At 36.3% G+C, this 26015-nt stretch carries 14 protein-coding genes; 10 read left to right on the forward strand and 4 right to left on the reverse strand.

Annotated elements, in window-relative coordinates; all coding sequences use genetic code 11:
- Nucleotides 1–140: 140 nt before the first annotated feature.
- Together JWQ54_RS06980 and JWQ54_RS06985 are read left to right on the forward strand one after the other, a co-directional pair.
- Nucleotides 141–2495, forward strand: coding sequence for a glycoside hydrolase family 95 protein (locus JWQ54_RS06980; RefSeq protein ID WP_299582133.1), 2355 nt, complete (start codon nucleotides 141–143; stop codon nucleotides 2493–2495).
- Nucleotides 2496–2513: 18 nt separating this feature from the next.
- Complete coding sequence (locus JWQ54_RS06985) at nucleotides 2514–4562, forward strand: alpha-galactosidase (protein ID WP_299582135.1); 2049 nt, start codon at nucleotides 2514–2516, stop codon at nucleotides 4560–4562.
- 39 nt (nucleotides 4563–4601) lie between these two features.
- Here the strand turns inward: JWQ54_RS06985 and JWQ54_RS06990 are convergent, their stop codons facing one another.
- Nucleotides 4602–5633, reverse strand: a complete 1032-nt coding sequence (locus JWQ54_RS06990) for a LacI family DNA-binding transcriptional regulator (protein WP_299582139.1) — start codon at nucleotides 5631–5633, stop codon at nucleotides 4602–4604.
- Between the two features lie 253 nt (nucleotides 5634–5886).
- Here JWQ54_RS06990 and JWQ54_RS06995 point away from each other — a divergent pair, with 253 nt between their 5' ends.
- Complete coding sequence (locus JWQ54_RS06995) at nucleotides 5887–6768, forward strand: inositol oxygenase family protein (protein ID WP_299582142.1); 882 nt, start codon at nucleotides 5887–5889, stop codon at nucleotides 6766–6768.
- A gap of 230 nt (nucleotides 6769–6998) precedes the next feature.
- Here JWQ54_RS06995 and JWQ54_RS07000 read toward each other — a convergent pair whose 3' ends face one another.
- A complete protein-coding gene (locus tag JWQ54_RS07000; protein WP_299582145.1) occupies nucleotides 6999–7343 on the reverse strand; it encodes a hypothetical protein in 345 nt (114 codons plus the stop codon).
- A gap of 677 nt (nucleotides 7344–8020) precedes the next feature.
- Between JWQ54_RS07000 and JWQ54_RS07005 the strand changes: the two genes are divergently transcribed.
- Nucleotides 8021–8470, forward strand: coding sequence for a hypothetical protein (locus tag JWQ54_RS07005; protein ID WP_299582148.1), 450 nt, complete (start codon nucleotides 8021–8023; stop codon nucleotides 8468–8470).
- Between the two features lie 412 nt (nucleotides 8471–8882).
- Here the strand turns inward: JWQ54_RS07005 and JWQ54_RS07010 are convergent, their stop codons facing one another.
- On the reverse strand, nucleotides 8883–9233 hold the full coding sequence (locus JWQ54_RS07010) for a helix-turn-helix transcriptional regulator (protein WP_299582151.1): 351 nt from the start codon (nucleotides 9231–9233) through the stop codon (nucleotides 8883–8885).
- Between the two features lie 123 nt (nucleotides 9234–9356).
- The gene (locus JWQ54_RS07015; RefSeq protein WP_299582154.1) at nucleotides 9357–9893 is read right to left on the reverse strand and encodes a UpxY family transcription antiterminator; all 537 of its coding nucleotides are present in this window, start codon (nucleotides 9891–9893) and stop codon (nucleotides 9357–9359) included.
- Nucleotides 9894–10426: 533 nt separating this feature from the next.
- Here JWQ54_RS07015 and JWQ54_RS07020 point away from each other — a divergent pair.
- The 6 genes from JWQ54_RS07020 to JWQ54_RS07045 all read left to right on the forward strand — a co-directional run bounded on the left by JWQ54_RS07020 (nucleotide 10427) and on the right by JWQ54_RS07045 (nucleotide 26003).
- Nucleotides 10427–14887: an Ig-like domain-containing protein gene (locus JWQ54_RS07020; RefSeq protein ID WP_299582157.1), complete on the forward strand. Its 4461-nt coding sequence runs from the start codon at nucleotides 10427–10429 to the stop codon at nucleotides 14885–14887.
- A 37-nt stretch (nucleotides 14888–14924) separates the two neighbouring features.
- Nucleotides 14925–17756 (forward strand): Ig-like domain-containing protein, encoded by a 2832-nt coding sequence (locus tag JWQ54_RS07025; protein WP_299582159.1) that lies wholly within the window; start codon nucleotides 14925–14927, stop codon nucleotides 17754–17756.
- 117 nt (nucleotides 17757–17873) lie between these two features.
- Nucleotides 17874–21125 (forward strand): malectin domain-containing carbohydrate-binding protein, encoded by a 3252-nt coding sequence (locus JWQ54_RS07030; RefSeq protein ID WP_299582161.1) that lies wholly within the window; start codon nucleotides 17874–17876, stop codon nucleotides 21123–21125.
- Between the two features lie 347 nt (nucleotides 21126–21472).
- Nucleotides 21473–22270, forward strand: a complete 798-nt coding sequence (locus JWQ54_RS07035; RefSeq protein ID WP_299582164.1) for a polysaccharide biosynthesis/export family protein — start codon at nucleotides 21473–21475, stop codon at nucleotides 22268–22270.
- Between the two features lie 57 nt (nucleotides 22271–22327).
- Entirely contained in the window at nucleotides 22328–24625 is a 2298-nt protein-coding gene (locus JWQ54_RS07040) for a tyrosine-protein kinase (RefSeq protein ID WP_299582166.1), read from the forward strand.
- 379 nt (nucleotides 24626–25004) lie between these two features.
- A complete protein-coding gene (locus JWQ54_RS07045) occupies nucleotides 25005–26003 on the forward strand; it encodes a hypothetical protein (RefSeq protein ID WP_299582168.1) in 999 nt (332 codons plus the stop codon).
- Nucleotides 26004–26015: the final 12 nt, after the last annotated feature.

The raw sequence follows: 26015 nt of genomic DNA on the forward strand, positions 1-26015 counted from the left end.
TTGATAAAAAAATAGGATAGTCCATTTTTATTAAAGATTTATCCATTTTAAAGCACAATATTGCATAGTAATTTAGTACGACCAATTACATTGAATAAAATCTATATAATTCCTGAGCTGTCCTGATAAAAATTAACATCATGAATAAAAAACTGCAATTATTTTTAACTGTAATATTTACATTTATATATCATGCCGGCATTTGCCAGCAAAGCAATTTACAGCTATGGTATAATAAGCCGGCCATACATTGGGAAGAAACTTCGCCATTGGGCAACGGTCGTTTAGGCATGATGCCCGATGGGGGCATTAACCGGGAAAATATTGTATTGAACGATATTACCCTTTGGTCTGGCTCGCCACAGGATGCAAATAATTATGATGCCTATAAAAGCCTGCCCCGCCTCAGAAAGTTACTTGCACAGGGTAAAAATGATGACGCGCAAGTTTTGGTCGACTCCAATTATATCTGTAAAGGGCCCGGATCAGGCAGCGGGACCGGAGCTAATGTGGCTTTCGGATGTTACCAGGTATTGGGAAATCTCTCCCTTAAGTTCAGCTATAATGGACAGTCGGCTGATACTACAAAGCTTGAAAATTATAAAAGAACTTTATCTTTAAATAATGCAATAGCTACCTGTTCCTATAAATCTGGCGGGGTAACTTATAGCCGCGAGTACTTTACCAGCTTTGGTAACGATGTAAGCCTGGTTAAACTTACTGCAGACAGGCCGGGGCAGCTTAATTTTACAATCTCGCTTTCACGACCCGAAAGGGCATTAGTTAAAGCGGGGGATGGCATGCTGCAAATGTATGGACAGCTTTCCAGTGGTACAACTGCCCCCGGCATGAAGTATCTTGCCCAGGTAAAACCTGTTTTAAATGGTGGCTCTATAGGTGTGAAGGATAATATGCTGGTGATAAAAAATGCAACATCAGTAATTCTGTATATCTCTGCCGGTACTGATTTTAAAAATCCGCATTATCAAGCAAAAGTATCATCATCGTTATACAAAGCTACGCGTACCGCGTATGCTGCAGAGAAGGCACAACACTTAAGCCATTACCATAAATTGTTTAACAGGTTGCATTTGTCTATAGGTAATCAAAATAAAGCCGGTATACCTACAGATGAGCGCCTGGTAAGCTATCATAATAACCCGGATGCCGATCCCGGGTTCCCTGTTTTATTTTACCAGTTTGGCCGGTACCTTTCTATTTGTAGCACAAGGGTGGGCCTGTTGCCTCCAAATTTGCAGGGCTTATGGGCCAACCAGGTACAAACACCATGGAACGGCGACTATCATTTGGATATAAATGTGCAGATGAATCACTGGCCGGTAGAGGTGGCTAACCTGCCTGAGCTTGATTTGCCATTAACCGCTTTGGTTAAAGGAATGGTAAAAAATGGCGAACGCACGGCAAAAGCCTATTATAATGCCGATGGCTGGATTGCCCATGTAATTACAAACGTATGGGGCTTTACTGAACCCGGCGAAAGCGCCTCGTGGGGCATCACCAAATCAGGTTCGGGCTGGTTGTGCAATAATTTGTGGGAACATTACGCCTTTACAATAGACAAGAAATACCTGGCAGAGATCTACCCTATATTAAAAGGATCCGCACAATTTTATAACAGCACGCTGGTACACAATAGTAAAACGGGTTGGCTGGTCACTTCGCCTTCCTCATCGCCCGAAAATAGTTTTTATCTGCCTAACGGCAAAACAGCAAGCATTTGTGAAGGGCCTACAATTGATAACCAGATCCTTAGGGAATTATTTAATAATGTGATCACTGCATCAAAAACATTGGGTATAGATGCTTCGTTGAGAAATTTGCTGATCTCAAGACTTAAGCAGCTCCCTCCCCCAGGTCAAATTGCCAAAGACGGCAGACTAATGGAATGGCTGGAGGATTATAAAGAAACAGAAGTACATCACCGGCATGTTTCTCACTTGTATGGACTGTACCCTGCTTCCCTCATTACACCCGAATCAACACCCGAACTTGCTGAAGCTTGTAAAAAAACACTGGATACGCGCGGCGATGATGGGCCGAGTTGGTCTATTGCTTACAAACAACTTTTTTGGGCAAGATTGCACGACGGTAATCGCGCCTATAAGCTGTTTACAGAGATGACAGCGCCAACGCTTAAAACCAATATGAATTACGGCGCGGGCGGAGGCGTTTATCCCAATTTGCTTTCGGCCGGGCCGCCTTTCCAAATTGACGGCAATTTTGGGGCCGAGGCCGGGATCTCAGAAATGCTGATCCAAAGTCATGCAGGCTTTATTGAACTGCTACCGGCAATGCCTGATGCATGGAAAGCAAAGGGAGAGATAAAAGGTATGAAGGCGCGCGGAAACTTTACCGTAGATTTTAAATGGAAGGACGGAAAAATAATAAATTACAGGATAAGTTCTCCTAATCCCCGGAAAGTAAGACTAAAAATAAACGGGGAACTAAAAACTATAACTGCTGAAAAAGCATAACTTAATAATATTTATAAAATGATTACAGGTAAGTATAACAGCCTCTTAAGTTTTATTGCAATAGTTTTTTTAGTGGTTCTGCAATTTAAAACTGTATTTGCAAAAAAACCTGCAGCACAACAAATCATCCGGATGGAATATGGTATTAGGGGTGTTATTAAGTATGATCTGAAAAGCGGCACCTTCAGTATTTACAAGGATAACAAAATTGTAATTTACAACGCATATTCTTCGGCCAGGGTAAATAACAGATCAATATCATCAAGAGATTATACCGAAAGAACCTATAGTCATACAGCTATTATGGACGGTTTTGGCAAAGGACAAAAGTATGTAGTGATTTCAGCAGGAGAAGGCCTGCCCGTTATGAAACAGGTATTTTATGTTTACCCGGGCAGGGCATTTTTGCTTATGGAAGAAGAATTAAACGGAACTGGCTTAAGGAGCAATTATATGGCTCCTTTAACAGGAAGTTTTATGCCGGTTAAGGGTGATGTGAGATCATTAATAGCTCCTTTTGATAATGATACTTTTATAAGTTATGACGCAAGGCCCTTTACTGCTTCGGGCATTGATACCAGCGCAGAGGTTGGGGCTGTATTTGATAACGTGAACCGGAATGGAATTATTGCCGGATCGGTAGAGCATGGCACCTGGAAAACAGGCATCAGGACAGCATCAAACATAAAGGCTAATGAAATTGAAGTTTGGGGCGGATATGCTGCAGTAAATGTTACAAGGGATGAAATAGCACATGGAGTAATTACCGGCAAATATCTTAAATCACCAAAAATATTTATAGGTTATTTTTCTGACTGGAGAGAAGGCATGGAAGAATATGGCAAAGCTAACCGTATCGCTGATCCGCCGTTTGTTTTTAACTGGACAAAGCCTGCACCGGTTGGCTGGAACAGTTGGGGAGTTATGCAAGAAAAAATAACCTATGAAAAAGCTGTAAAGGTTGCAGATTTCTTCGCCGATAGTTTAGCTTCCCTTCGTACAGGTAATACAGCCTATATTGACCTCGACTCCTATTGGGACAAAATGGTGAAAAACGGTGATTACAGTAAATTAAAGCAGTTTGCTGATTACTGTAAATCAAAAGGGCTGCAGCCCGGCGTTTATTGGGCGCCTTTTACCGATTGGGGGCATAAGGCCGGCCCGGATAGGAAGGTTGAAGGCAGCAATTACAAATATGGAGACTTATGGGCCAGGGTTGGTAATGGTTATCATGATATTGACGGAGCAAGAGCATTGGATCCTACCCATCCCGGTACGCAGCAACGCATCGATTATTTTATAGGCCATTTAAAGGCCTGCGGATTTAAAATGATCAAAATTGATTTTTTGGGCCATGCTGCAATAGAAGCAAATAAATTTTATGATACTACTGTAACTACAGGGATGCAGGCCTACCGTAAGGGAATGGAATATCTGGTTAAGCAACTCGACGGTCAAATGCTGATATATGCTGCTATTTCACCAAGCCTGGCAACCGGAAGATATGTACATTCACGGCGCATTGCATGTGATGCCTTCCAAACCATAGCTCATACCAAATACACGCTGAATAGTGTTACTTATGGATGGTGGCAAACCTGGTTGTACAACTACATTGATGCAGATCACGTTGTTTTAGATCATCAGTCAGAAGGTGAAAACCGGGCGCGTATGTTATCATCTATAGTTACCGGAACATTTATTACCGGGGATGATTTTTCAGAACATGGCCCGTGGTCAGTACGTGCAAGGCAATGGTATCAAAATAAAGAACTACTTAAAATTATTGGAAACGGAAAAGCATTTAAGCCCGCAGATGGGAACGTTGGTAAAGGCGCATCAAATATATTTAGCCGGCGGATAGGAGCATACCTGTACCTGGCTGTTTTTAATTATGATGCAGATCCCAAAACCTTTATAATCGACACAAAGCGGATTGGATTATCTCCTCACCATTTATATAAGGGTGTTGAATTATTGCAGGGAAATAAGATATCCCTTAATGATTCAGCTCAGATAAATTTGGCAGGCGCTGATGCTATATTATTCAAAATTAAAATCAATTAAACGGGTATTAGTAACTGCATAATTATATAAAGTTCTCTCTCATCCCGTGGTAGATTCCCTTATAACAAGTTTGGACGGTATAATGATATGCTCTTCTTCCAGCTTGATATAATTATGTGATAAATACTCAAAAAGCAGTGCACCGGCTTTTTGCCCCATTTCATAAGCTGGCTGTAAAATGGTTGTAAGAGGAGGGTTTAAAACCGGAGCCGTGATCTGGTTAGTAAAACAAGCAATCTTTATGTCATTTGGTATGCGGAGTTTGATTTCATGACATGCGAGATAAGCTGAGGTTGCCAGGTGCTCAACAGTTAACAAAAGGCCATCCGGCCGGGCAGAGATCAGGTGATCCCTGATCAGGGCAATATTTTCATCAGTATACTTATTTACACAGTAAATTAAATTTGAGCCATCGCTGGTAATTGCCATGTCTGACAACGCTTTCTTGTAGCCTTCTTCTCTTGAAGAGAAGATAGAAACATATCCCTGAACCGTTATCAGTGAGATATTTTTACATCCCTGCGCAATCATGTGGCTTGCGGCAATATAAGCACTATTGAAATCATCTGTTGTAACACTCGCAGCAGAAAGCTGGGCGCAATCCCGGTCAAAAAAAACTATTGGCATACCAGCCTGCTGCAATTTGCTGATATGAGCGGTATCACTGGTATTGCTTGCGACGGATATAAGTATGCCATCTACCCGGCCGCTTGTAAATTCGTTAAGAATACTTACTTCACGTTCATAACTATCATGCGTCAGATAAATCAGGAAGTGATATTTTTCTTTGCCTGCGATACTTTCGATGCCATTAATAACCTGACTGAAAAAACTGTCAGCTATTTCAGGAATCACTATAGCTATGGTATTGCTGAGGTGTTTTCTCAGACTGCTTGCGTGTGGATTAGTAACATAATTTAACCGGCTGGCAGCCTCTTTAACCCTGGATTTAGTTTGATCACTGATATCATAGCTGTCTCTTAATGCTTTAGAGATTGTGGCAGTTGACAGATTCAGCACTTTAGCAAGTGCTTTCATATTGATCTTTTTATCATCAGTGTTGTCTTCCATCTTTATTTATAGTAATTCAGGTATCTGGAAATTTAAAAATTCACTTTGCGATAAAACCAAGAGCGTTTAAACTGGCGAAGCAATATAAAAAACGCGACTGAATAATTCACTATTTTATCTTTTTAACCTTGTTATTTACTTAAACGATTAAGTAAATAAATTCAACCCTTTTACAAAAAGTAACTTTTTAAATCAGGAAATTTGATTCAAAGCCTTAAGAATTATTACCAATTATTCTTTTAATTTAATTATCATGAGCAAGATCATTCATACACAGGATCAGAATCCGTTGGCATCTATTGAAGAATGGGAAGAAGATCTTTTGATTCGTTATCCTGATGCGGAAACAATTGCGGCTGGACGGGATACAGCAGCCTTTCGTAATTATGAAACTACACTTAAAGATACAGTAAGGGAATTTTATCGTTTACAGCACATCAATCAAACTTATGATTTTGTTCTTCAAAAAAAGGAGCAATATTTAAAGTTTGACAAAAAGGAAATGTCAATATGGGAAGCATTTGATTTTTTAAATCAACTGGTTGACGATTCCGATCCTGATACTGATCTGGATCAGCTTCAGCATTTGCTGCAAACTTCAGAAGCTATTCGTGCTGATGGGCATCCGGACTGGATGGTACTTACAGGCCTGTTTCATGATTTAGGGAAAGTTCTTTGTTTATTTGGTGAACCACAATGGGCAGTTGTAGGCGATAGTTACCCTGTAGGTTGCGCTTTCTCGGACAAAATTGTTTTTCCTGAATATTTTAAAGACAACAAAGACAACGATGACCCTCGTTATAATACTAAGTATGGTGTTTATGAACCGAACTGCGGCTTGGAAAATGTGCACATGACCTGGGGCCATGACGAATATATTTATCATTTAATGAAACCTTATCTTCCCGAGCAGGCGCTATATATGCTCCGGTATCATTCCTTTTACCCGCAACACAGGGAAAACGCTTATAGCCATCTAATGACGCCGCACGACCATCGTTTATTTAAATCGGTGGCACAATTTAATCCCTATGATCTTTACTCAAAAAGTTCTGTGCCTCCTGATTGGAATAAATTACGGCCATATTATGAAGATCTCGTTGCCAAATACTTACCAGCTACCTTGAAATTTTAAAGTAACTGATAAATTATATTACTAATAGATAACCGGAAATAATAAACCAGGGCAATTGATCCCGGTGTGATCTGCAGGATTATGTGATTTTTACAAAGTGCTCAGCAACGTTGTTTAGCTGCAAAAGGTAGTAAAGAAAGATTGGGAAGTCCTGTATCCTGCCAGGATTCTTAAGATTAAGGTTTGAAAGTGACAGTTCAGATCAAAGTTTTAAAACTGTAGATCTGGCTTTATCTTGTGATCATTTCATTAAATGTTTCTAGTAGTTGAAGGTATTTGTTTTTCCAAATTTCATTTTCTTTTGAACTATATTTCGCAATATAGCTAACTTGTGAATCAGGCACCTGATGAATGATTTTAAAATCCTCACTTTTAAAGATTTCGGGAAATTCCTGTGAGAAATCATGTCTTATTATACACCCAATTTTATATATTACTTCATTTTTTAAATGCTTTTGATTAAACCAGTTGTAAATAGATCTTCTGTTTACATTTGTGGCCCTTGCCAGGTCACTAATACAATAACCATTTTTTCGTACCCTATATTCAACAATCTGACCGTAATGTTTGTCCATGGTATTTAATTAAATTATTAATTGAAACTATAAAAGTATTTCTCATTTGTAAAATGTATTAAGTTAAGAAAGCGCCTATTTGTGGCAAAAGTTGACACATATAATATAAATTTATTATAACTAAATTACAATTATTTAATTAAAAATCAATTTACTGATAATTATTATATTAATTTTTTAACGGGTTTTATAATTATGTAATTCGAAAAAGAAAATCGGCAAGTATTTTATAAATATTATTTAAGTGATTTATAAGAAGTCCGGAGTTGCATAAAAAACTCCAAATCAATATAAAATAAGCCAGTATTGACCCAGCGTATTTTATTGGCAAATAATTTAATTTGTAAATTATGAAATTTTATTTATAGGCTTACGGGGCAAATTTACATTATAAAACGAGAAAAATTTTGTATTAAAATCCCCATAAAACGTACAATATCGTTCTCACATTGGCTGGTTTCAGTAAGTTTAATCCCAGGTTGAAACATTGCCATAAAATTCTTCTCTCTCTTAAATAACTTTCAACGTAGAAGAATTTACAGAGCTTTATGCTTTGGAAGATAATATTATATATTATCAAATATTTACATATTTTCTCAATATGATATACACTTTCTTTCAAACATTATATCTGCTGTTTAGATGCTTTACTTTTACTATAAATAAAATGTATGGCTATGAAAAAAATCAACAAAAATTTAAATTGGAGCAAACCTATAAACTTGAGCGTAGGTACTTTCCCGGCATTATCTTACAATGCAAAAAGAGTTTGTTTATTATTGTATACAGTTATTTTGCTTTCTGGTCTGGGGTGTAAAAAAAACAATTCCGTGGCAGACCAAAGCTCTTACTATGGATATGGTAAATTAGTTGTAACATGTGGTGGAAAATGTCATGTATTATTTGGAGTTCCAGACAAAATGAATGCATATGATATTGACTCAACCACAGCAACCTATTCCTTTAGATACCAAACAAAATATGATCTTGATATAACGATAACCCCAACGGATAAAGATCAAAGTATTTCCATGGCTGTTTACAGTAGGGAAGAGAAACAAATCTTTCATAATACAGTAAATCAAAAGGTCGGGGTGCCCTGGCATTCAACAATACTTGTGCCTTAAGCTGTCAATTAACTTTATTGCTTTAATTAAGTAAGGTAACTACTAGTGTTGTGGCACATATAAATTGACGTTTAGTCCTGAGTCAAAAGTCTTAAGTTCTAAGTCAGAAAAAGGCAAAATTTGACTTACTTACGACTAAATACTGTTGACTTAACACTAGTGTATACTTTACTTAATTAAATTTATAATGGCTGCAGATTAATAAAAATCAATTCAGGTCATTTAATTATGTTTGAAATTTCACAGCAACACTTACCTAAACTGAGTATTGTTATTGCGAATCAACCTGAATTGTAAATAAAGTTATAAAGAAAAAAATGTCCTTTTGAATTTTGCGGAAAGCCTACTTGTTTAAGCAAATTATATAACCTTCCATACTAACCAGGAAAGTTGATTTTTATTAAGACCAGACTCATTGTCCACTCTCAATTCTGTTCCTTAAAAGATTGTTGTATTTTTCCAAAAGTTCAATATACTTATCTTTCCATAATGGGGGATTTGAAGAGTCCCAAATTGAAAAACCGTTTAAACCCGGTAGATTTTGACTGAAGTCTTCCTTTCTGAATAACTCAGGAAATTCAACTGAAAAATCATGGTTTAATATTATTCCTATTTGATAAATTATTTCTTGTTTTAAATATTTTTGATTAAACCAGTTATAAACAGACCTTCTGTTCATATGTGTTAAACGGGCCAATTCACTTATACTGAACCCTTTTTTTCTTATAACTAATTCAACTATTTGACCGTAATGCTTGTCCATAACTAATTTTAATTATTCAATTAAGACTAATATGCGGTTGACTTATTAAGAAGGAATCATAGTTTTCACTTATTTAGTTCCATATTTAAATTATAAGCCTAATTACTTATTAATTCTACTTTTTTAATTAATTGAAGACGATAATAACTGCTGACTCGTAAAGGAAAGTTGCTTTTGATTTATTTTTACGGTTAATGCACAATTAATATTGTCGAGGATCATCACAACTGATCGGCCTTGTATTTTTGAAACTTCCCCTTCGTGGTTCAAAAGCGGACCGTTTGTTACTTTTACAATGTCTCCAACGTTAATATTTTTTAAAGAAATAGTTTTAATGTCAGTGTATTCATTCACTATTGTACGTATGCGTTCAATTTCATTATCTTTCATTGTTGCTGGCTTGCCACAATAAGATATAAAATTGATAACACCTGAAGTTTGCATCACCCTGGCTCGTTCATATGCATTTATGTGTACAAATAGGTAAGATTGAAATAACGGGATTTCAATAATTTTATTTCTGTCAACCCATTGCCTGGTTGTTTTTACAAGTGGACAAAAAGAATTAATCTTTTGATTTTTTAGTAACCGGTCAACTTTTTTTTCACATCTCGATCGGGTATAAAGAACCATCCAATTTTTTATCTCAGCTTCTTTCATAGTTTCAGTAGGGTTAAATGTTTGATGTTTTACTGCTGTTAATTTAAAATAAACTCACTCTTTATTAACTATCATGAAACAGCACATTTTTATTCTAAGGTAAAATAAATGAAAGAATGATTTCAAATGCGTGAAGAGTTGTGTCGGAATTTGTGCAATTATGTGAAATAAAAAATGTGATTTTCACAACATTTGTGAAATAATGTGAAATAGCATTTTTAAACTATTTATAGTTCAAATCCACTCTGAAAAAGCAAATTCTCACATTTTCACAAATTGTGCACAACAAACGTTCAGGGGCGGTTTTATTTCCGTATTATAATTAAACTTGTTATATCTGAAATGCAAACGTTCTTCATGACAGACCCGATTTGTTACTGAGAAAGCGGAGCCATATCTAAAAGTTTGATTATTATTAATTGTTATCTCAAAAAGGTTATTCAAAGCCCAAAGGTTTAAAATATTTGCGCATTCCAATATCAGGTATAGCTGTTAAAAATCACCCAAAGATTATGAATTAAAGCATAAAGTTTATGGCTAAATTTTTTACCCTGCAAATTTTCTTATTTCTATTTTTTTATGCGCTTGGCAGTAACCGCCATCTCTATAATTATAACAACAAAAATGCCTCAGATTTTAAACAGGACACTTGCAATCATATAAGTACGCTGCCGTGTAGTGCAATACAGGTAAGCTTGCCATATAGTTTATCTTTCAATACAGCTATACCGGGAAGTATAGTTGATAAGTTTGGACAAGGCACAGGTTTTACAACTGTAAATAAGTATTCCGGAACACGCTTATCAGAAGATGGTCTGCCCTCGAACGCACTGGTGCCGGGTTATGAACCGTCAAAGATTGCAATAACAGGCGGACAATTACACCTGGTAACAAATAAAGGAGTAGATATTTTGACTAATAATAATCAGCTTAATGTATTGGGCGTAAAAATAGCCACTGCTAAAAAGCTGCAAATTGAGGTGAAAGTAATTAACCCATTTAATGGCACATTATCGCAGCAGGCAGGTATCTGGTATGGTTTAAATGATAAAACCTATATTAAATTAGATATTATTGGTAGTAAAGTTGAGTTAAGAAAAGAGGTTAATGATGCAACAAGTTCCGTAACCGGGAATGCCAATCCGGATCAGCGTATTACGGCTCTAATAAGTAATCTAAATACTAAAACTGTACGATTGCGCCTGGTGATAGATTCAGTGGCAAAAACTGCAGAAGGTTTTTATTCAACTGATGGTATAAATTATATCAGTACAGGAGCCGCTTATTCAATCCGGAGCCTTAATATTGCCGGAACTCATTTAACTGATAATGTAGCCTATGCCGGCATATTTGCTACACATCGTAATGCAACAACAGCCGTTACTTATAACTTCGATGATTTTCAAATGTCGGATGTTGCATCTGTTACAAAGATACTTTCTTTTTCAAAAAGCACTTTGAATTTAACTGTTATAAAAGGAGGGAAAATACTTCCACAATCAATTTATTTAACATCAAATGTAGCTTTACCACCCACATTTTCCTTTTCTAAAACAAATGCCGCCTGGCTTCATTTACCACAGCCACCAAATGATACCTTAGTTTTTAATTCACAACTGATTGATTCAACCACAAGTGTAGGTAATTACCAGGCATTGTTAACTTGCGCTGCAACTGGTTATCAGTCTGCCGTATTACTTATAAATTTTAATGTTATCAATGCACTGAAGCCGCAAACTGTTAACGTGAATTTTCAGGATCTCCCTACTATACCTCCATTAAACTACCTAAGAGATTACGGGCAAGCTTATGGATTACGAACAGGTTTGAACCAGGGTAATGGATTTGAATTTGGATGGAAAAGAAGGTCAGATGGAACATTAATAAATATTACAGGAAATGGCAGGAATAGAGGTTATCCGGAAGACTTATTGTTGGCCACCTTAATTTGTATGCAAGCCAATAGTATTAGTGGCACATTTAATGGTATAAAAGTTGAATCCTATTGGGACATTAAAGTTCCAAACGGCACATATGATGCTACCGTATCAGTAGGTGATGGCTTTGTAGGATCTTCACCGGAAAGTCACTCCATCAATATTGAGGCTGTAAATGCGATAAGTCATTTTGTACCAATCGGAAAACAAGGCTCAATAGGCCGTTTTAAATCGGCCACATCAAGGGTCACTGTGTCTGACGAGCACATGACAATTAATGCTGACGGGGGGACTAATACAAAAATTAATTTTGTTAGTATTACCCCGGTATCAATAAGCCCTTATTTATTTTGGGGAAAAAGTAACCAGGATTTAATTATTAACGCAGGTACACCCCAAACCAGGTCGTTCCCTGTAACATTGGGTTCTTCAAACAATTCCGCTACAACATATAAATTAACGGTTAGTTATGATAAACTTAAAGACTGGCTGAACTTTAACAGTACACAAACAGGAAAGCAACCAATTGTGAATTTTAATTATACGGCAGCAAAGAATTTGCCGGTTGGAATTTACAGAGCTACGGTTTCAGCAACAAGCTCTCAATTTACCAGTGCAACTTTTGCTGTACAAGTAGCTGTAGTAGATAGCCTTAGGCCTTATGTAGTTTCATCATCTCCTTTAAATGGTGCTGTAAATGTTCCGGTGAACACTGTAAGTATAGCTGCAAATAATCTTCATATTCCTGTGGTAGCAGGCTACCCGGGCGGGGTTGATAATTCTACTATTACATCCTCAAGCGTTCGGTTATATCAATTAGTTGATACCTCTTCAGTATTGGTGCCGGGAGTGGTACAGGGAACCGGCGGGGGGGATGCAATAAGTATTTCTCCTTCATCAGCTTTAATGCCTAACTCAAGGTACAAATTTGTGGTTACATCTCTTGTTAAATCATATCCCGGAGCCGCCTTTGCACCTTATGAAGCCATCTTTACCACGGCAGCAGCTAACCCGGATTCAACAAACATTCTTAATGCACAATTTACCAAAATTCCTGTTGCTGGTACTCAAAATAAAAAATACACGTCTTTAGCCATAGGACCTGATGGCAAATTTTATGCTTTAAGGATTGACGGAACAATTGAACGATACCTGATTAATCACACTAACGGAAGTCTTACTATGGATAAGACAATAAAGACGCTTGTAAATAAATACGGTGGGCGCACGGCCATTGGTCTAACTTTTGACCCTCAATCAACTCCTTCTAATGTTATAATATGGGTTTCACATTCTTCGGCCGGCCTTACAGCAGCGCCATCATTTGACGGTAATATTTCCCGTTTACAGGGCGACAGTTTACAAAACGAACAATTGATCATTACAAAGCTTCCGCGATCTACACGCGATCACATGGTTAACGGCCTGGCTTTTGGACCCGATAATGCTCTTTACATATGCCAGGGTAGCAATAGTTCCGCAGGTTTATACGATAACGACTGGCAAAGAAGCGAAACATTACTATCAGGCACTATTTTACGCCTGAGTTTGAATAAACTGAACTCTTTTGCCTTGCCTTTAAATGTACAAACAACAGCAAACTTAAGTGTTATTAATAGTGCACCATCTAATTTAGCAGTAATGAGTGATGGTACCTACAATCCTTATGGAAGCGCTTCACCATTAACAATATATGCGTCTGGTGTTCGTAATGCTTTTGATATGGTGTGGCATAGCAATGGGCAGCTATATCTGCCAACTAATGGATCAGGGGGCGGTGGTAATTCTCCGGCATCCGTTAATGGTACACGCAGACCTAACGGGACTTTTTATCAGGGCCCGTCGATCCCAGCCACTACAGGTGTAAAAGTGCAAAGTGATTGGTTATTTAGGGTTAACCCAGCTATGCCCGTAGGCTTTTATGGGCACCCTAATCCGTTAAGAGGAGAATATGTTATAAATAGGGGATATATCGATAATCCATTGTATCCACCTTCAATAGTATCTGACCCAAATTATCGGCCGGCTTATAATTTCGGATTAAATAATTCGCCGGATGGTGCTTTAGAATATAAAAGCAACACTTTCAATGGCGCTTTAAAAGGAAAATTGCTCATATGCAGATTTAGTGGTGGCGGAGACATTATTGTTATGGAACCTGGCTCATTAGTCAAAACAACTTACGTAGGAAATGATGATCATATTTATGATATTGTTAAAGTAAATACCGGTTCAGGTAATAGTGGCTTAGTGGGAATGTCCGGCTTTGGCAATCCTCTTGATATTGTTGAAGATGTTGTAAATGGTAATCTGTATATAAATGAATTTAACTGGAATAATAATCCAAATTTAACATCACAAATTACACTTTTAAAGGTCACAACCGCTAGCCAGCCAATGTCTGTACTTGCCCTTACAGCTATCCCGCAAGCCTTGGCAAATGATTACGAAGACAAAGAATACCAGGTAACGATAAGCAATAAAGGAGATGGCATATTAAAAGTTAAAGATATCAGCCTTTATGGAAATGACGCTTCAAAATTTAAAATAGCTGATATTCAGCTTCCATCTGGCAAAATGCCATTAGTTTTAAATAAAAACAGATCCTTAACTTTTAAGGTTTATACAAAATCATCATTAAAAGAAGCGCTAAATGCCAAACTAAGAGTTATCAGCATAGATGATACAATAAAAACAGTTGATATTGATAATTCTGCACATGTTGATTCAATAATAATTAAAAATGAAGATCAAAAAAGAATTGTTAAACTTCCAAAAGACGATGGTAGGATTTTAAAGGTTTATCCAAATCCTAATACTGCTGGAAAGATTTACGTTAGTTTAAAGAATTTCAAAGCAAAAGAGGACGTAAGCGTATATTTATTTGATATGACGGGTAAAAGAATTGAAACTATAGCAACACAAGCAAACATTCAGGGCGAAATTAATATACAGTTTGAAATTAAAAATATTATTGAAAATAAATTTTTTATAATCCGGGCCGTATATTCTACCGGATTCAAATACGCAAAAGTAATAGTAAACAATATGAATTAATAAATTCATAGATTTAGTAGCAGCTTAATTTAAATAAATGGGTACTTTTTTTAAAATCAGACATCTTAAATTTTATATAGTTTTTACTTTATTTATTTTTCTGATTTTTTTATTTGCCAGTAAATATGATACAATTATCGGGCCTGCCATTCATAATTACAAAGAAAAACCGCCTATAACAATACTTAGCCTTGCTGAAGAACCCATAATAGGAGCTGTAAAAATAAATTTCCAGGATGAAAAAACCGTGCCTCCTCCGGGATGGCTAAAAGATACAGGGGCAGCTTTTGGAAATAAGCCAGGTACCTATGAAGGCTCACAGCTTATGTATGGTTGGAAAGAGCGTTCAACTGGTAAAGTGGTTGATTTGAGTGGAAATGGCAGGGCAAGAAATGAACCGGAAGATGTTTTGCTTTCCACATTTGTGCATATGCAGGCTAATAACATAAACAGTTTTTTGTACGGCATGTTCAACGGAAAAAAAATTGAAGGGTATTGGGAGATTAAGTTACTAAATGGTGTTTACAAAGTAAGTGTTGCTGTAGGTGACGGCGAGATAACTAAGGCCCGGGAGAAGGATTGCATAAATGTTGAAGGTGTAAAGGCAATCTCTGATTTTGTGCCTATGGGTAAAATACGCAGTCCCGGTAGATTTAAAACTGCCGCTGTAACAGTAAATGTAAATGATGGTTTTTTAACAATTAATGCAGATGGAGGTGAAAATACAAAAATTTGCTATGTTGAAATAGAGCCGGTAAGTATTGCGCCTTATTTATACTTATCTGCAAGCACGCAAAATTTGTTGGTCGAGAGCAATATTGCAAGCGACAAAACATTTAGTATAAATCTTTATAATTCTTTGAAAAATAAAATTGTATACAATGTAACCTCAACATGCAGCGGACCGGTAAAACATTGGCTAAAAATGTCACCTAAAATACCGGGTAATGATTCACTATTGAATTTTGATTATTCAGGCGCAAAAAAATTGCCTGTTGGCAAATACACTGCAACTATTCAGGCTTCTTCAGAAGGATATAACAGTGCATCAATAAGTTTTGAATTAAGAGTTGTAGATCACAACCGCCCATATGTTATTTCATCAATTCCAATTAATGGTTCAAAAGCAGCAAATAACACAACCATTGCCGCCAATAATCTGTTTGTGCCAATGGTAAAAGGATTTAAGGGTGGAATTAACAATGCTACCATTACCAGTGAAACGGTTAAATTATTAAAGATCAGTAATGACGAAAGTTTAGAAGTCCAGGGAAATGTGCAGGGTACTGGTGGTGGTGATGCTATAAGTTTTACTACATTAAAGCCGCTGGAGCCTAATACTCTCTATAAGTTTGTTATAACAGGTGGAGTAAAGTCATATAGCGGATCTGCTTTAATGCCATTTGAAAGCACATTTTCAACTACCACCGTTCCAATTGATTCAGGTAATTTTATCAATGCTTCTTTTAATAAAATCTCGGTGCCCGGAACACAAAACAAAAAATATACTTCCTTAACATTCGGTCCTGATGGCAGGTTTTATGCACTCAAAATAGATGGCAGTATTGAAAGATATGATGTTAATCATAGTAGTGGCATGCTTAATAACTTAAAGGTTATAAACACGCTTGTAAAAAATCATGGAGAAACAACTGCAATAGGTTTAACATTTGATATAAATTCAAAGGCTGATAATTTGATTGCCTGGGTATCCTTTTCTTCTTCCGGATTAACATCAGCACCAATGTTTGATGGGAATGTTTGCAGGTTAAGCGGGGCTAACCTGCAAAACGAACAACTTGTTATTACTAAACTTCCAAGATCAACAAGAGACCATATGGTTAATAGCATGGCCTTTGGACCAGATAGTGCTCTTTACATATGCCAGGGAAGCAATAGTTCGGCGGGGAAGTATGATAAAGGATGGCAAAGAGATGAAACCCTTTTAGCTGGTGCTATATTACGACTTGATCTTCATAAACTTAGTAAAGTTAAGCTCCCATTAAACGCGCGAACAACCGCCAAACAAAATTTAATAAATAAAGCTTCAAAGGTAGAATTAGAATTACCAGATGGCACCTATAATCCTTATAGCATTAACTCCCCGCTAACTATTTATGCATCCGGGATCCGCAATGCCTACGATCTGGTTTGGCATAGTAATGGCCAATTATACGTTCCGGCAAACGGATCAGGCGGGGGAGGGAATTCACCGGCTTCGGTCAAAGGCACCCTTAGGCCAAACGGTACATTTTATAATGGCCCCGATGTGCCATCTACAGAAAATGTTCCGGTTCAGCATGACTGGCTGTTTAGAATAAATCCCAATAAACCGGCAGGATATTATGGTCATCCAAATCCGCTCAGAGGGGAATATGTTATAAACCGGGGTTCCATAGATAATCCAGGGTATTCACTAAATACTAAACCTGATGGTAACTATCGCGGCGCAGCTTTTGACTTTGGCTTTAACAAATCACCAAATGGTGTTATTGAATATAGGAGCAATGCATTTGGAGGGGCTTTAAAGGGCAAGCTACTGGTTTGCAGATTTAGTGGCGGAGGTGATATTATGATTTTGGAGCCAGGATCAATGGATAAGGAAAAAAGTATTCAATTTACTAAAGATGACCATTTGTATGATATAACTAAATCGGCTACCGGATTAAGTAATTATGGCTTGGAAGGAATGACCGGTTTTGCAAATCCTCTTGACATAGTAGAGGATGTTACCAATGGGAATTTGTATATAAGTGAATTCAACTGGAATGAGAATCCAAATTTGACTTCACAGATCACACTTTTAAAAGTTAATGAAAAGGCTAATAAGACAATTTTACTAAAAACTACAGCCCTTCCCTCAAATTAACCCATCCTTAAGAATATTAGGAATTCCTTCTTGAAAAAGAATTATAGATGCCATTGTTTTCATGGCGTCCTTAAATGACCTATCTGAATTAATCACTTACAAATTCAACTCACTATCATGAAAAAAATTAATTACCCGGCATTTGGTATCTTAAACCTTCACAAAATCTGTTTTATTCTGGCGTTTTTATGCCTGTTTTGCAGGCATGCTTACTGCATTGCTGGTTTTGGTACAAGTAAAAATGAAAGCAACAAACCATTCATTCACCATAATACGATGTTGGCTGACCCTTGCAGCCCTATAAGTACGCTGCCTTGTTCATCATTGTTAGTTAGTTTGCCATTCAATTTAACATTTAATGCTACCGGAGCTATTTTTGCAAGCATTTTTGCAACGCATCGTAACGCTTTAACAGCTCTTACGTATAATTTTGATGACTTTTCAGTAATCAGTATGCCTGTTGCGGCTTCAACAAATATTGATTTTTTGCCTGGAGGCAATCCTGTGCCAGCAGGTTTTATTGGGGATACAGGGCTGCCATATGATTCAACGAGAAAGTTTGGTTGGATAGACCCGGTTACCAAACAACCGGTAAGTTTAGAGGCCAATATGCGCATTAGAACAGGTACAACTGATGCAAAGTTGCGTTCTTTGGTTGCAATGCAAGCTAATACAAATAATCAACATCCCGGAACCTGGGAATACTCAGTACCAAATGGAAAATATACAGTAACAGTGAGTGCAGGTGATGATGGGTATTACGACAGTGATCACCAGCTAAATGTGGAGGGTTTACCAACAATTAGCGATTTTAGACCGTCATCAAGCAACAAGCATAGATCCGGTATAGCAACTGTTCAGGTTAGTGATGGCAAATTAACAATTGATGCTACGGGGGGGATAAATACCAAAATGAATTATTTAACTTTCACTCCCGCCACCACAGTTGCCGATACTCAACCACCTACAGCAAGTTTACGATTGGTAGGTGCGCTTAAATCTCCGGGTGTATATAATGATCAGGCACAAGTTTTTATTACAGCTAATGATTTAGGAGGATCAGGACTTACATCACTGCAATATTCAATAAACAATGGCACATATATTAATTATACAAAACCCTTTGTTATTAGTACGGCAGGCAATTATAGCATAAAAGTAAAGGCAGCAGACGCTAATAACAACCAAAAAATTACCAATGCCTATACGTTTACTGTGTCTCAAACAACAGGAGCAATGATGGTATTGAACAACCCTGATGCTTTTCCTGCCAATGATCATCTTGTTTTTTCCTTTATTCAAATACCATGGAGAAGAACAAGCCCTGATACTACTGCATATAATGCCAATCATAGCAAAGTGAAATTAAGGATAAGCAATAAAGGGACTGGTAAGCTGACCGTAAGCAATTTGACGCTATCTAATTCTTTGGCATGGAAAATTGTTTCTGTAAATTCAGATACTACAGGTAAAATGCCGGTAGGTATAGTTCCTGCGGCCTTTGCAGATGTAACAATACAATTTATAGCAAGAAATGCTGCAACAAGATTAAAGGTATTTAACGACACATTAACAATAGTTAGTAACGATAGTATTAATCCTGTTAAAAAAGTCACGCTTTCCGGAATTTGGCAAGCCGCCGGCGAAAGCACTAATGAGCCTTATGCACAACAGATTATAAGTGCTTTTGGTTTTGCTACCATTACCGGGTATGGGCATGACGATGGGGACATAAATGGTACTACCAGGGTGCCAAATTCAAGCGAAGTGAATGCAGCTTATTTTGTAATAGCTGATCCAAGCAGGCCAGTTACAGTTCATCAAATGGCAGCCTATCATGGGTGTTGTTCAGCTGTTGAGTCTTTTACTTATTTTGCAAAAGGGTCATCAACCATTACAACTTTATTTACACACACTTACTTTGATGGCCAGTCGGTATTGCCAAGGTTCACAAACACAACAAAAGGACCTGCCCAGGGTACATTTACTCCCACCGGTGCTGTTGGCTTTAAGATAGGAAGCTCATACTCTGACAGAACAAAAAATTTTAACGGACTTATAGGGATAAGATTCCTTAAAGTATATCGTGCAGACGGAAACATTGTACCCAATGCATATATTATGGATTGTGATTACCTCGGAACGTCTGCAACTAATTATGACTACCAGGATAATATTTATTATGTTGAAAATATAAAGCCTGATTCCGGCTCTCTTCATTATTCAGAACTGGCAGCACTTCCAAATACAGCAATAAATTTTAAACCAACCCTTACAGGCTCTTCAAATTCGTTTATTGTTACTTTGAAAAATCAAGGCAAGACTTATCCGGATGGCACCGGCGACTCTCCTATACAACTGAAGAGTGCTGCAATAGTTGGCCCTAATGCTGCAGAATTTACAGTAAGTGCTTTAAAAACATTTAACCTTGCTGAACAGGCAACAACAACGTTAACAGTAAAATTTAATCCTGCTAGCGTGGGCATTAAAAATGCTGCATTAGTTGTAAAGTATAATAATGCTTTATCTCCGTTACGGGTCCCTCTTTATGGCATAGCCAATAATACTACGAGTACAGTCAATGTTATTAAACGAATTAAAGGCGGGTCCGACGTTAATTTAACTATAGGCAACAATTTATATGTATCAGATATGGCTTACAGAAAAGGTTCTGTTAGATTAGATCATCAAACAATAATTTCAAATGTGGCTGGTACTGATATTGATTCATTATATGTTACGTATCTCTCTGCTCTTACAGACAATGCAGAAACAAGTTATGAAATCCCGGTTACAAACGGCAATTACCTGGTAAGGATGCATTTTGTAGAGAATTATTGGACAACCGCAGGCTCAAGGATATTTAATACAACTCTTGAAAATAAACTTGTATTACAAAACTTCGACATATATAGTGAAGTTGGTTATAGGGCAGCCTTAGTAAAAGATTTTAATACAACGGTAAGTGATGGTGTTTTAAACATTAAATTTAATCCAACAGCTAACCGTGTTGCACTTGCTGGTTTAGAGTTATTCCAGGTAACAAATACATCATCATTGTTTGCATCTGAACTTACTAATGAAAGTTTCATTGAAAAAGGCAGCAAAAAGAAGATCACTGTTTTCCCTAACCCAAATTCAGGGAGTACTTTTTATTTAAGTGCAAGCAATTATGCCAAACATGAAAGTGTTTTATTATCAATAACTAACATGTCAGGAAGATTGCTTCAAACTCAGAAATTTATTACTGATGACCAGGGTATGGCATCCACTTTTGTAACCTTTTATAATAAATTAAGCAAGGGTATATATATAATTAATGCCAAATCCTCATCTGGCAATTTATATTCAAAGTTACTGGTGGAGTAACCGTTTTCAAAATTTCTCGCTCTTTCACACTATTTTACATTTATGTATCAACACCCGGATATGGATTGAGATTATTAATATTTTGGCAATATTTGTTAAAATTGAATGAAAAGATTACCGTAAAAGGGTGAAATAATTCAATTGCTGATAATCAGTTATTTAAAATAATTGCTTTGTAAGCGAAATGGCGGAGCTTTATAAAATGCTCAAATTTAATAGCGTACCATATCATATTTCACAATCAGAACGCTCTTATTAAAACAGCTAGTTTGTAAAAATATTTGAAATGTAATTGTTTAAAAATGCGGTACGATCCAAAATTTAAATCATCATCAACTTTTAAACCTATGAAAAAAACAGCCTTTTTTACATTCCTATTTTTGGCCGTGATCTGCATGTTTTTATGTTCATGCGGTAATACTAAAAAGCTGATATATTTTCAGGATATTCCTGAGGCAAAAGCAGCGGCCCCTGTTGCATTGGGTAATTATAGTGAACCTATTATTCAACCAGATGATATTTTAGCTATAAATATTAATACCACTGACCCCGCAGCTACAGTTAGCATTAACAGTAGGAATGGCGTTTATGTAAACGGCGGAAGTAATCCACAAAACGGTTCAGCTAATCCGTTGGCCGGTTATTTAGTAGATAAGAACGGCAACGTTGAAGTACCTGTTATAGGAACTATAAAAATTGCAGGCTTAACTACATCACAAGCCCGTGCTGCTATAAAAGACCGTGCAAATCATTCTTTTATTGATCCCGTAGTTGATGTTCGCTTTTCTAATTTTAAAGTAACTGTTATAGGCGAAGTAAATCATCCGGCTGCTTACATTATTCCTAATGAACAGGTTACTTTATTAGATGCGATCGGGTATGCAGGCGACTTAACTATATATGGTCGCCGCACCAATGTTTTGCTTATACGGAAGCAAGCGGATGGTAAAAATGTATCAGTAAGACTTGATATGACTAAAAAGGAAATGCTTAGCTCCCCATATTTTTACCTAAAGCAAAATGACATTGTGTATGTTGAACCATTAAAGACCAAGGTGTTAAATAATGATAATAACCTGGTTAAATATCTTTCTCTTGCAGCCACTTTATTTACTGCTGCGCTATTAGCTCACCGCTATTGGTAAGTATAAAATGTACTGGAAGTAATTTAGTATCAGTTTTATTTAATTAAAATATTCAAGATGAAAACATATCTTAATAAGGAAAACAATCCGCAGATAAATAAATTCTTATTACAATTTAAAACTTATTGGTATTTATTTGTTATTAGCCTGTTTATTTTTCTCAGCCTGGCTTATTTATATAACAACTATGCTACGCAGCAATATTTGATTAGCAGCTCAATACTTTTACAACAGCAACCTAATAATCCTGATGTCTCTTCTGCTTATGCAAACGGCGGGGTTTCATCAGTATTAAATATTAACGAAATTATAAAGAATGAGGGGGATGTACTAAGGTCCCGTAACCTTATAAAGGAGATTGTACAAAAATTGCACCTCAATATTAAGGTTTTTTCAAATAGCGGCTTTTTAGGTTCTGAGATATATGAAGAAGCTCCGTTTGAAGTAAAAATAATTCGTAATAAAGTCGATTCTTTAAAAAAGCGTGAGTATATAATAAAAAAAATCAATAATCATACTTTTCATTTAGTTAATTCCGACGAAAACGTTAGCAAGGATTTTAGTTTTGGAGAACGAATAAATTTGCCTCAATATGACCTAACGATTGAGAAACGTCCTGGTATCCCTATTCTCCAGCAGGAATATTCAACTCAGATAGTTTCGGAAGACGATGCAATTTCCGATTTAACGAAAAATTATGATGCCGAATTTACGGACAAAGGAACAACCACAGTAGCTATAACTTTATACTATCCAAACTCAAAAAGGGGAGAGGTTATATTGCAAAGTTTAATGGAGCAATATTTAAAAGATAACATCAATCAAAAAAAGAGTGCAATTGATAGTACTATAAATTTTATCAATAATCGGTTGGGAGTAGTTGCAGGAGAATTGGATAACGTTGAAAAAAAATATCAAAATTATAGAACCGACAATGATATCACTGACATTGCTGAGCAATCAAAAGTACTTGTAGGTACGGCAACCGAAAACAGTAATAAATATCAACAGCAGCAAATTCAGCTGTCAATTATTAAGGATCTGAAAGCCCGGCTGGATGATCCGGAAAATAAACAAGTAATTCCAAGTTCGTTAAACATACAAAATGCTTCATTTGCAGCAAGCCTTGCACAGTATAACAATCTTTTAAATGAAAGGATTAAACAAAGATTGTCATACACTGAAACCAATCCCGTTATTGAAAACATTGATGAGCAAATACAAGTTGTACGACGCAATTTGTTAGAAAGCATAGATAGTTACAAAAATGAAATGGATTTAAATAGCAGTGGAATTAATGAACAAACCAATGTGTTAAGCGACAATATAAAAAAGGTTCCTGGTAAACAGCGTGCAATTATTGATTTTTCAAGGCAACAAGAGCTTAAGCAGCAATTATATGTTTATTTGCTGCAAAAACGTGAAGAGACTTCAATGGCTAAAGCGGCAAATATGCCTTATTCCAGAATCATTGATGGAGCAAAAAGTTCAAAGCAGCCAGCAAAACCTATCAGACCACTTATATATTTAATGTCATTTTTTACGGGATTAATTATCCCATTTGGTATTGTTAATTCTAAAGACTTTTTGCGATCCAAAATAAGTTCAGAGGGCGATATTGAAAACCAAACAGATGTAGTTATTATCGGAAAGATTGGTCACCAATCCGGATCCCATAGATCGGGAACCGATTTGTTATCAAGAACACAAGTTAACGAAAGTATCCGTACGCTTAGAACAAAGCTGCGTAATTTACTTGATAATGGTCAATCAAATGTTATTATGATTACATCAAGTGTTAATGGGGAAGGAAAGACATTTTTAACGAGAAATTTGGGAAGTACTTTTGCCATGGCCGGAAAAAAAGTTTTACTGATTGAACTTGATTTAAGAAAGCCAAAGCTTTCAAATGTTTTAGGTGTTGATAACACGGAATTAGGCTTTTCCAATTATATATTGGAAGACAATATAGATATAGATAGCCTGATAAAGCCAAGCCCGTTAAATGAAAATTGCTATATAATTACTTCCGGCCCTATAGTAGCTAATGCCAGCGAGCTATTACTTAGTGATAAACTGGCACATCTTATCAAAGAATTGAGAAAAAGATTTGAATATATTATTATTGATAGTTCACCTGTTGGTTTGGTTTCTGATGCACTCATTATTCAAAAACATGTTGATATGACAATTTTTGTGTGCAGACATAACTATACCAATAAAACACAAATTGAAACTATCAATGAAATAAAAGAGAAGGACAATGTTGAAAATTTGTATTTGGTTATCAATGATGTTAATTTTTCGAATTCCGGATATTTTGGCTACGGGTATGGAATAGGTTATGGTAATTAAATACAGCCTAAAGAGTTTTAAAAACCAAGCGGGAAGATTTGTTAATACTTAAAAAATTATCAATCCAGGTATGATTAATAGCCCAGTACTGTCTGCATCAACGCAGGATACAACGTCGTTTATTAAAAAATATGTAAATATATTGATGTTGTTTTTCCCAATAACATCATTTGTACTAGTTCCGTCTGTACCTGGCACTACAATTATTACTGTGCTGTCTGCTTTATTGTTTATAACTATTCCATTATCAACTTTAAAGGAAGAAAAAGGGAAATTTTTCCTGGAGCTCACTTACTTTTTTTGTGTTATAATTATTTTAAGTTTTGTTTCCCAGCTTATAAATCTGATAACTCACTTAAAACTATCTAAAAATCTCATATTGATTAATAAGAATGATTATACACGCACATTTTATCGCGCTTCGCATTTAACTCAAACGCTATCCCTTGTGGTAGGCTTTATTATTTATGGCTATGTGAAGCATCTTTCAAATGAATCAATCATAAAATATATTTATTGGGGGTTGAGATTATTGTGCTTTTATGCTTTATATGAGTTTTTACTTTATGCTGCAACAGGAATAAATGGTGATTTTATGGCGAACCGTACTTTGGGATATGATAGTGCACCAGCTTCCTTATTTCAAACCTTTAGTTTAGGGCCCATTAGCTTAATGCGATTAAAAGGATATACCGGAGAGCCTTCGATGTTTGTTTTTACAGTATTCCCTTTTTGGGTTTTAACATTCGGATTAAAGAGGCGCTTTGATATGTATTTGTTACTTACCTGCTTATTGCTTACTTTTTCAACCACAGCATACTTTTTTATGTTTCTATTTATGAGCTATTGGTTCATCTATAAAAGACAATACCAGGTTTTTTTTTACATGTGTATTTTTATAATAGTTGTTTGTTTTGTTCTCCAGTTGAACATGTTTCAACATTTATTTGATAGCTTATACGAATTTGTATTAGGTGGAAAAATTGGTGGAAACAGTGTCTCATCCAGGGAAAGAGGTAAAAGTTTTATTAATCAAATTGAATTTTGGTCAAATCTTAACGGTTTTAGCCAAGCTTTTGGGATAGGCTTTGGATATATTAGGTCTGCAGATTTCTTTTCAACGTTATTGCCTAATAACGGTATTATAGGGTTATTAATTTTTTCCTGGTTTGTTTTAAGGAACCTTTGGCTTGATATTGCTATACCGATATTATCCGGTTGTTATAAAATTGGGCTAATAATTGTCTATTTCATCATGATGGCCTCCGTGCCTGAATTTGCATATCCATCATTATGGATATTTATAGCCTTAGGTTTTGTGTTAAAGCATTTAAGCCATCAACCTCAATTTAAACAAGACTTAATCGCAAAGTTATAGCGTATAGTTACC

This window comes from Mucilaginibacter sp. (assembly GCF_028288225.1).
Lineage (GTDB): Bacteria > Bacteroidota > Bacteroidia > Sphingobacteriales > Sphingobacteriaceae > Mucilaginibacter.

Coding starts and splice junctions, on each gene's coding strand:
- JWQ54_RS06980 (WP_299582133.1), top strand. CDS start 141: ATGAATAAAAAACTGCAATTATTTTTAACTGTAATATTTACATTTATA.
- JWQ54_RS06985 (WP_299582135.1), top strand. CDS start 2,514: ATGATTACAGGTAAGTATAACAGCCTCTTAAGTTTTATTGCAATAGTT.
- JWQ54_RS06990 (WP_299582139.1), bottom strand. CDS start 5,633: ATGGAAGACAACACTGATGATAAAAAGATCAATATGAAAGCACTTGCT.
- JWQ54_RS06995 (WP_299582142.1), top strand. CDS start 5,887: ATGAGCAAGATCATTCATACACAGGATCAGAATCCGTTGGCATCTATT.
- JWQ54_RS07000 (WP_299582145.1), bottom strand. CDS start 7,343: ATGGACAAACATTACGGTCAGATTGTTGAATATAGGGTACGAAAAAAT.
- JWQ54_RS07005 (WP_299582148.1), top strand. CDS start 8,021: ATGAAAAAAATCAACAAAAATTTAAATTGGAGCAAACCTATAAACTTG.
- JWQ54_RS07010 (WP_299582151.1), bottom strand. CDS start 9,233: ATGGACAAGCATTACGGTCAAATAGTTGAATTAGTTATAAGAAAAAAA.
- JWQ54_RS07015 (WP_299582154.1), bottom strand. CDS start 9,893: ATGAAAGAAGCTGAGATAAAAAATTGGATGGTTCTTTATACCCGATCG.
- JWQ54_RS07020 (WP_299582157.1), top strand. CDS start 10,427: ATGGCTAAATTTTTTACCCTGCAAATTTTCTTATTTCTATTTTTTTAT.
- JWQ54_RS07025 (WP_299582159.1), top strand. CDS start 14,925: ATGGGTACTTTTTTTAAAATCAGACATCTTAAATTTTATATAGTTTTT.
- JWQ54_RS07030 (WP_299582161.1), top strand. CDS start 17,874: ATGAAAAAAATTAATTACCCGGCATTTGGTATCTTAAACCTTCACAAA.
- JWQ54_RS07035 (WP_299582164.1), top strand. CDS start 21,473: ATGAAAAAAACAGCCTTTTTTACATTCCTATTTTTGGCCGTGATCTGC.
- JWQ54_RS07040 (WP_299582166.1), top strand. CDS start 22,328: ATGAAAACATATCTTAATAAGGAAAACAATCCGCAGATAAATAAATTC.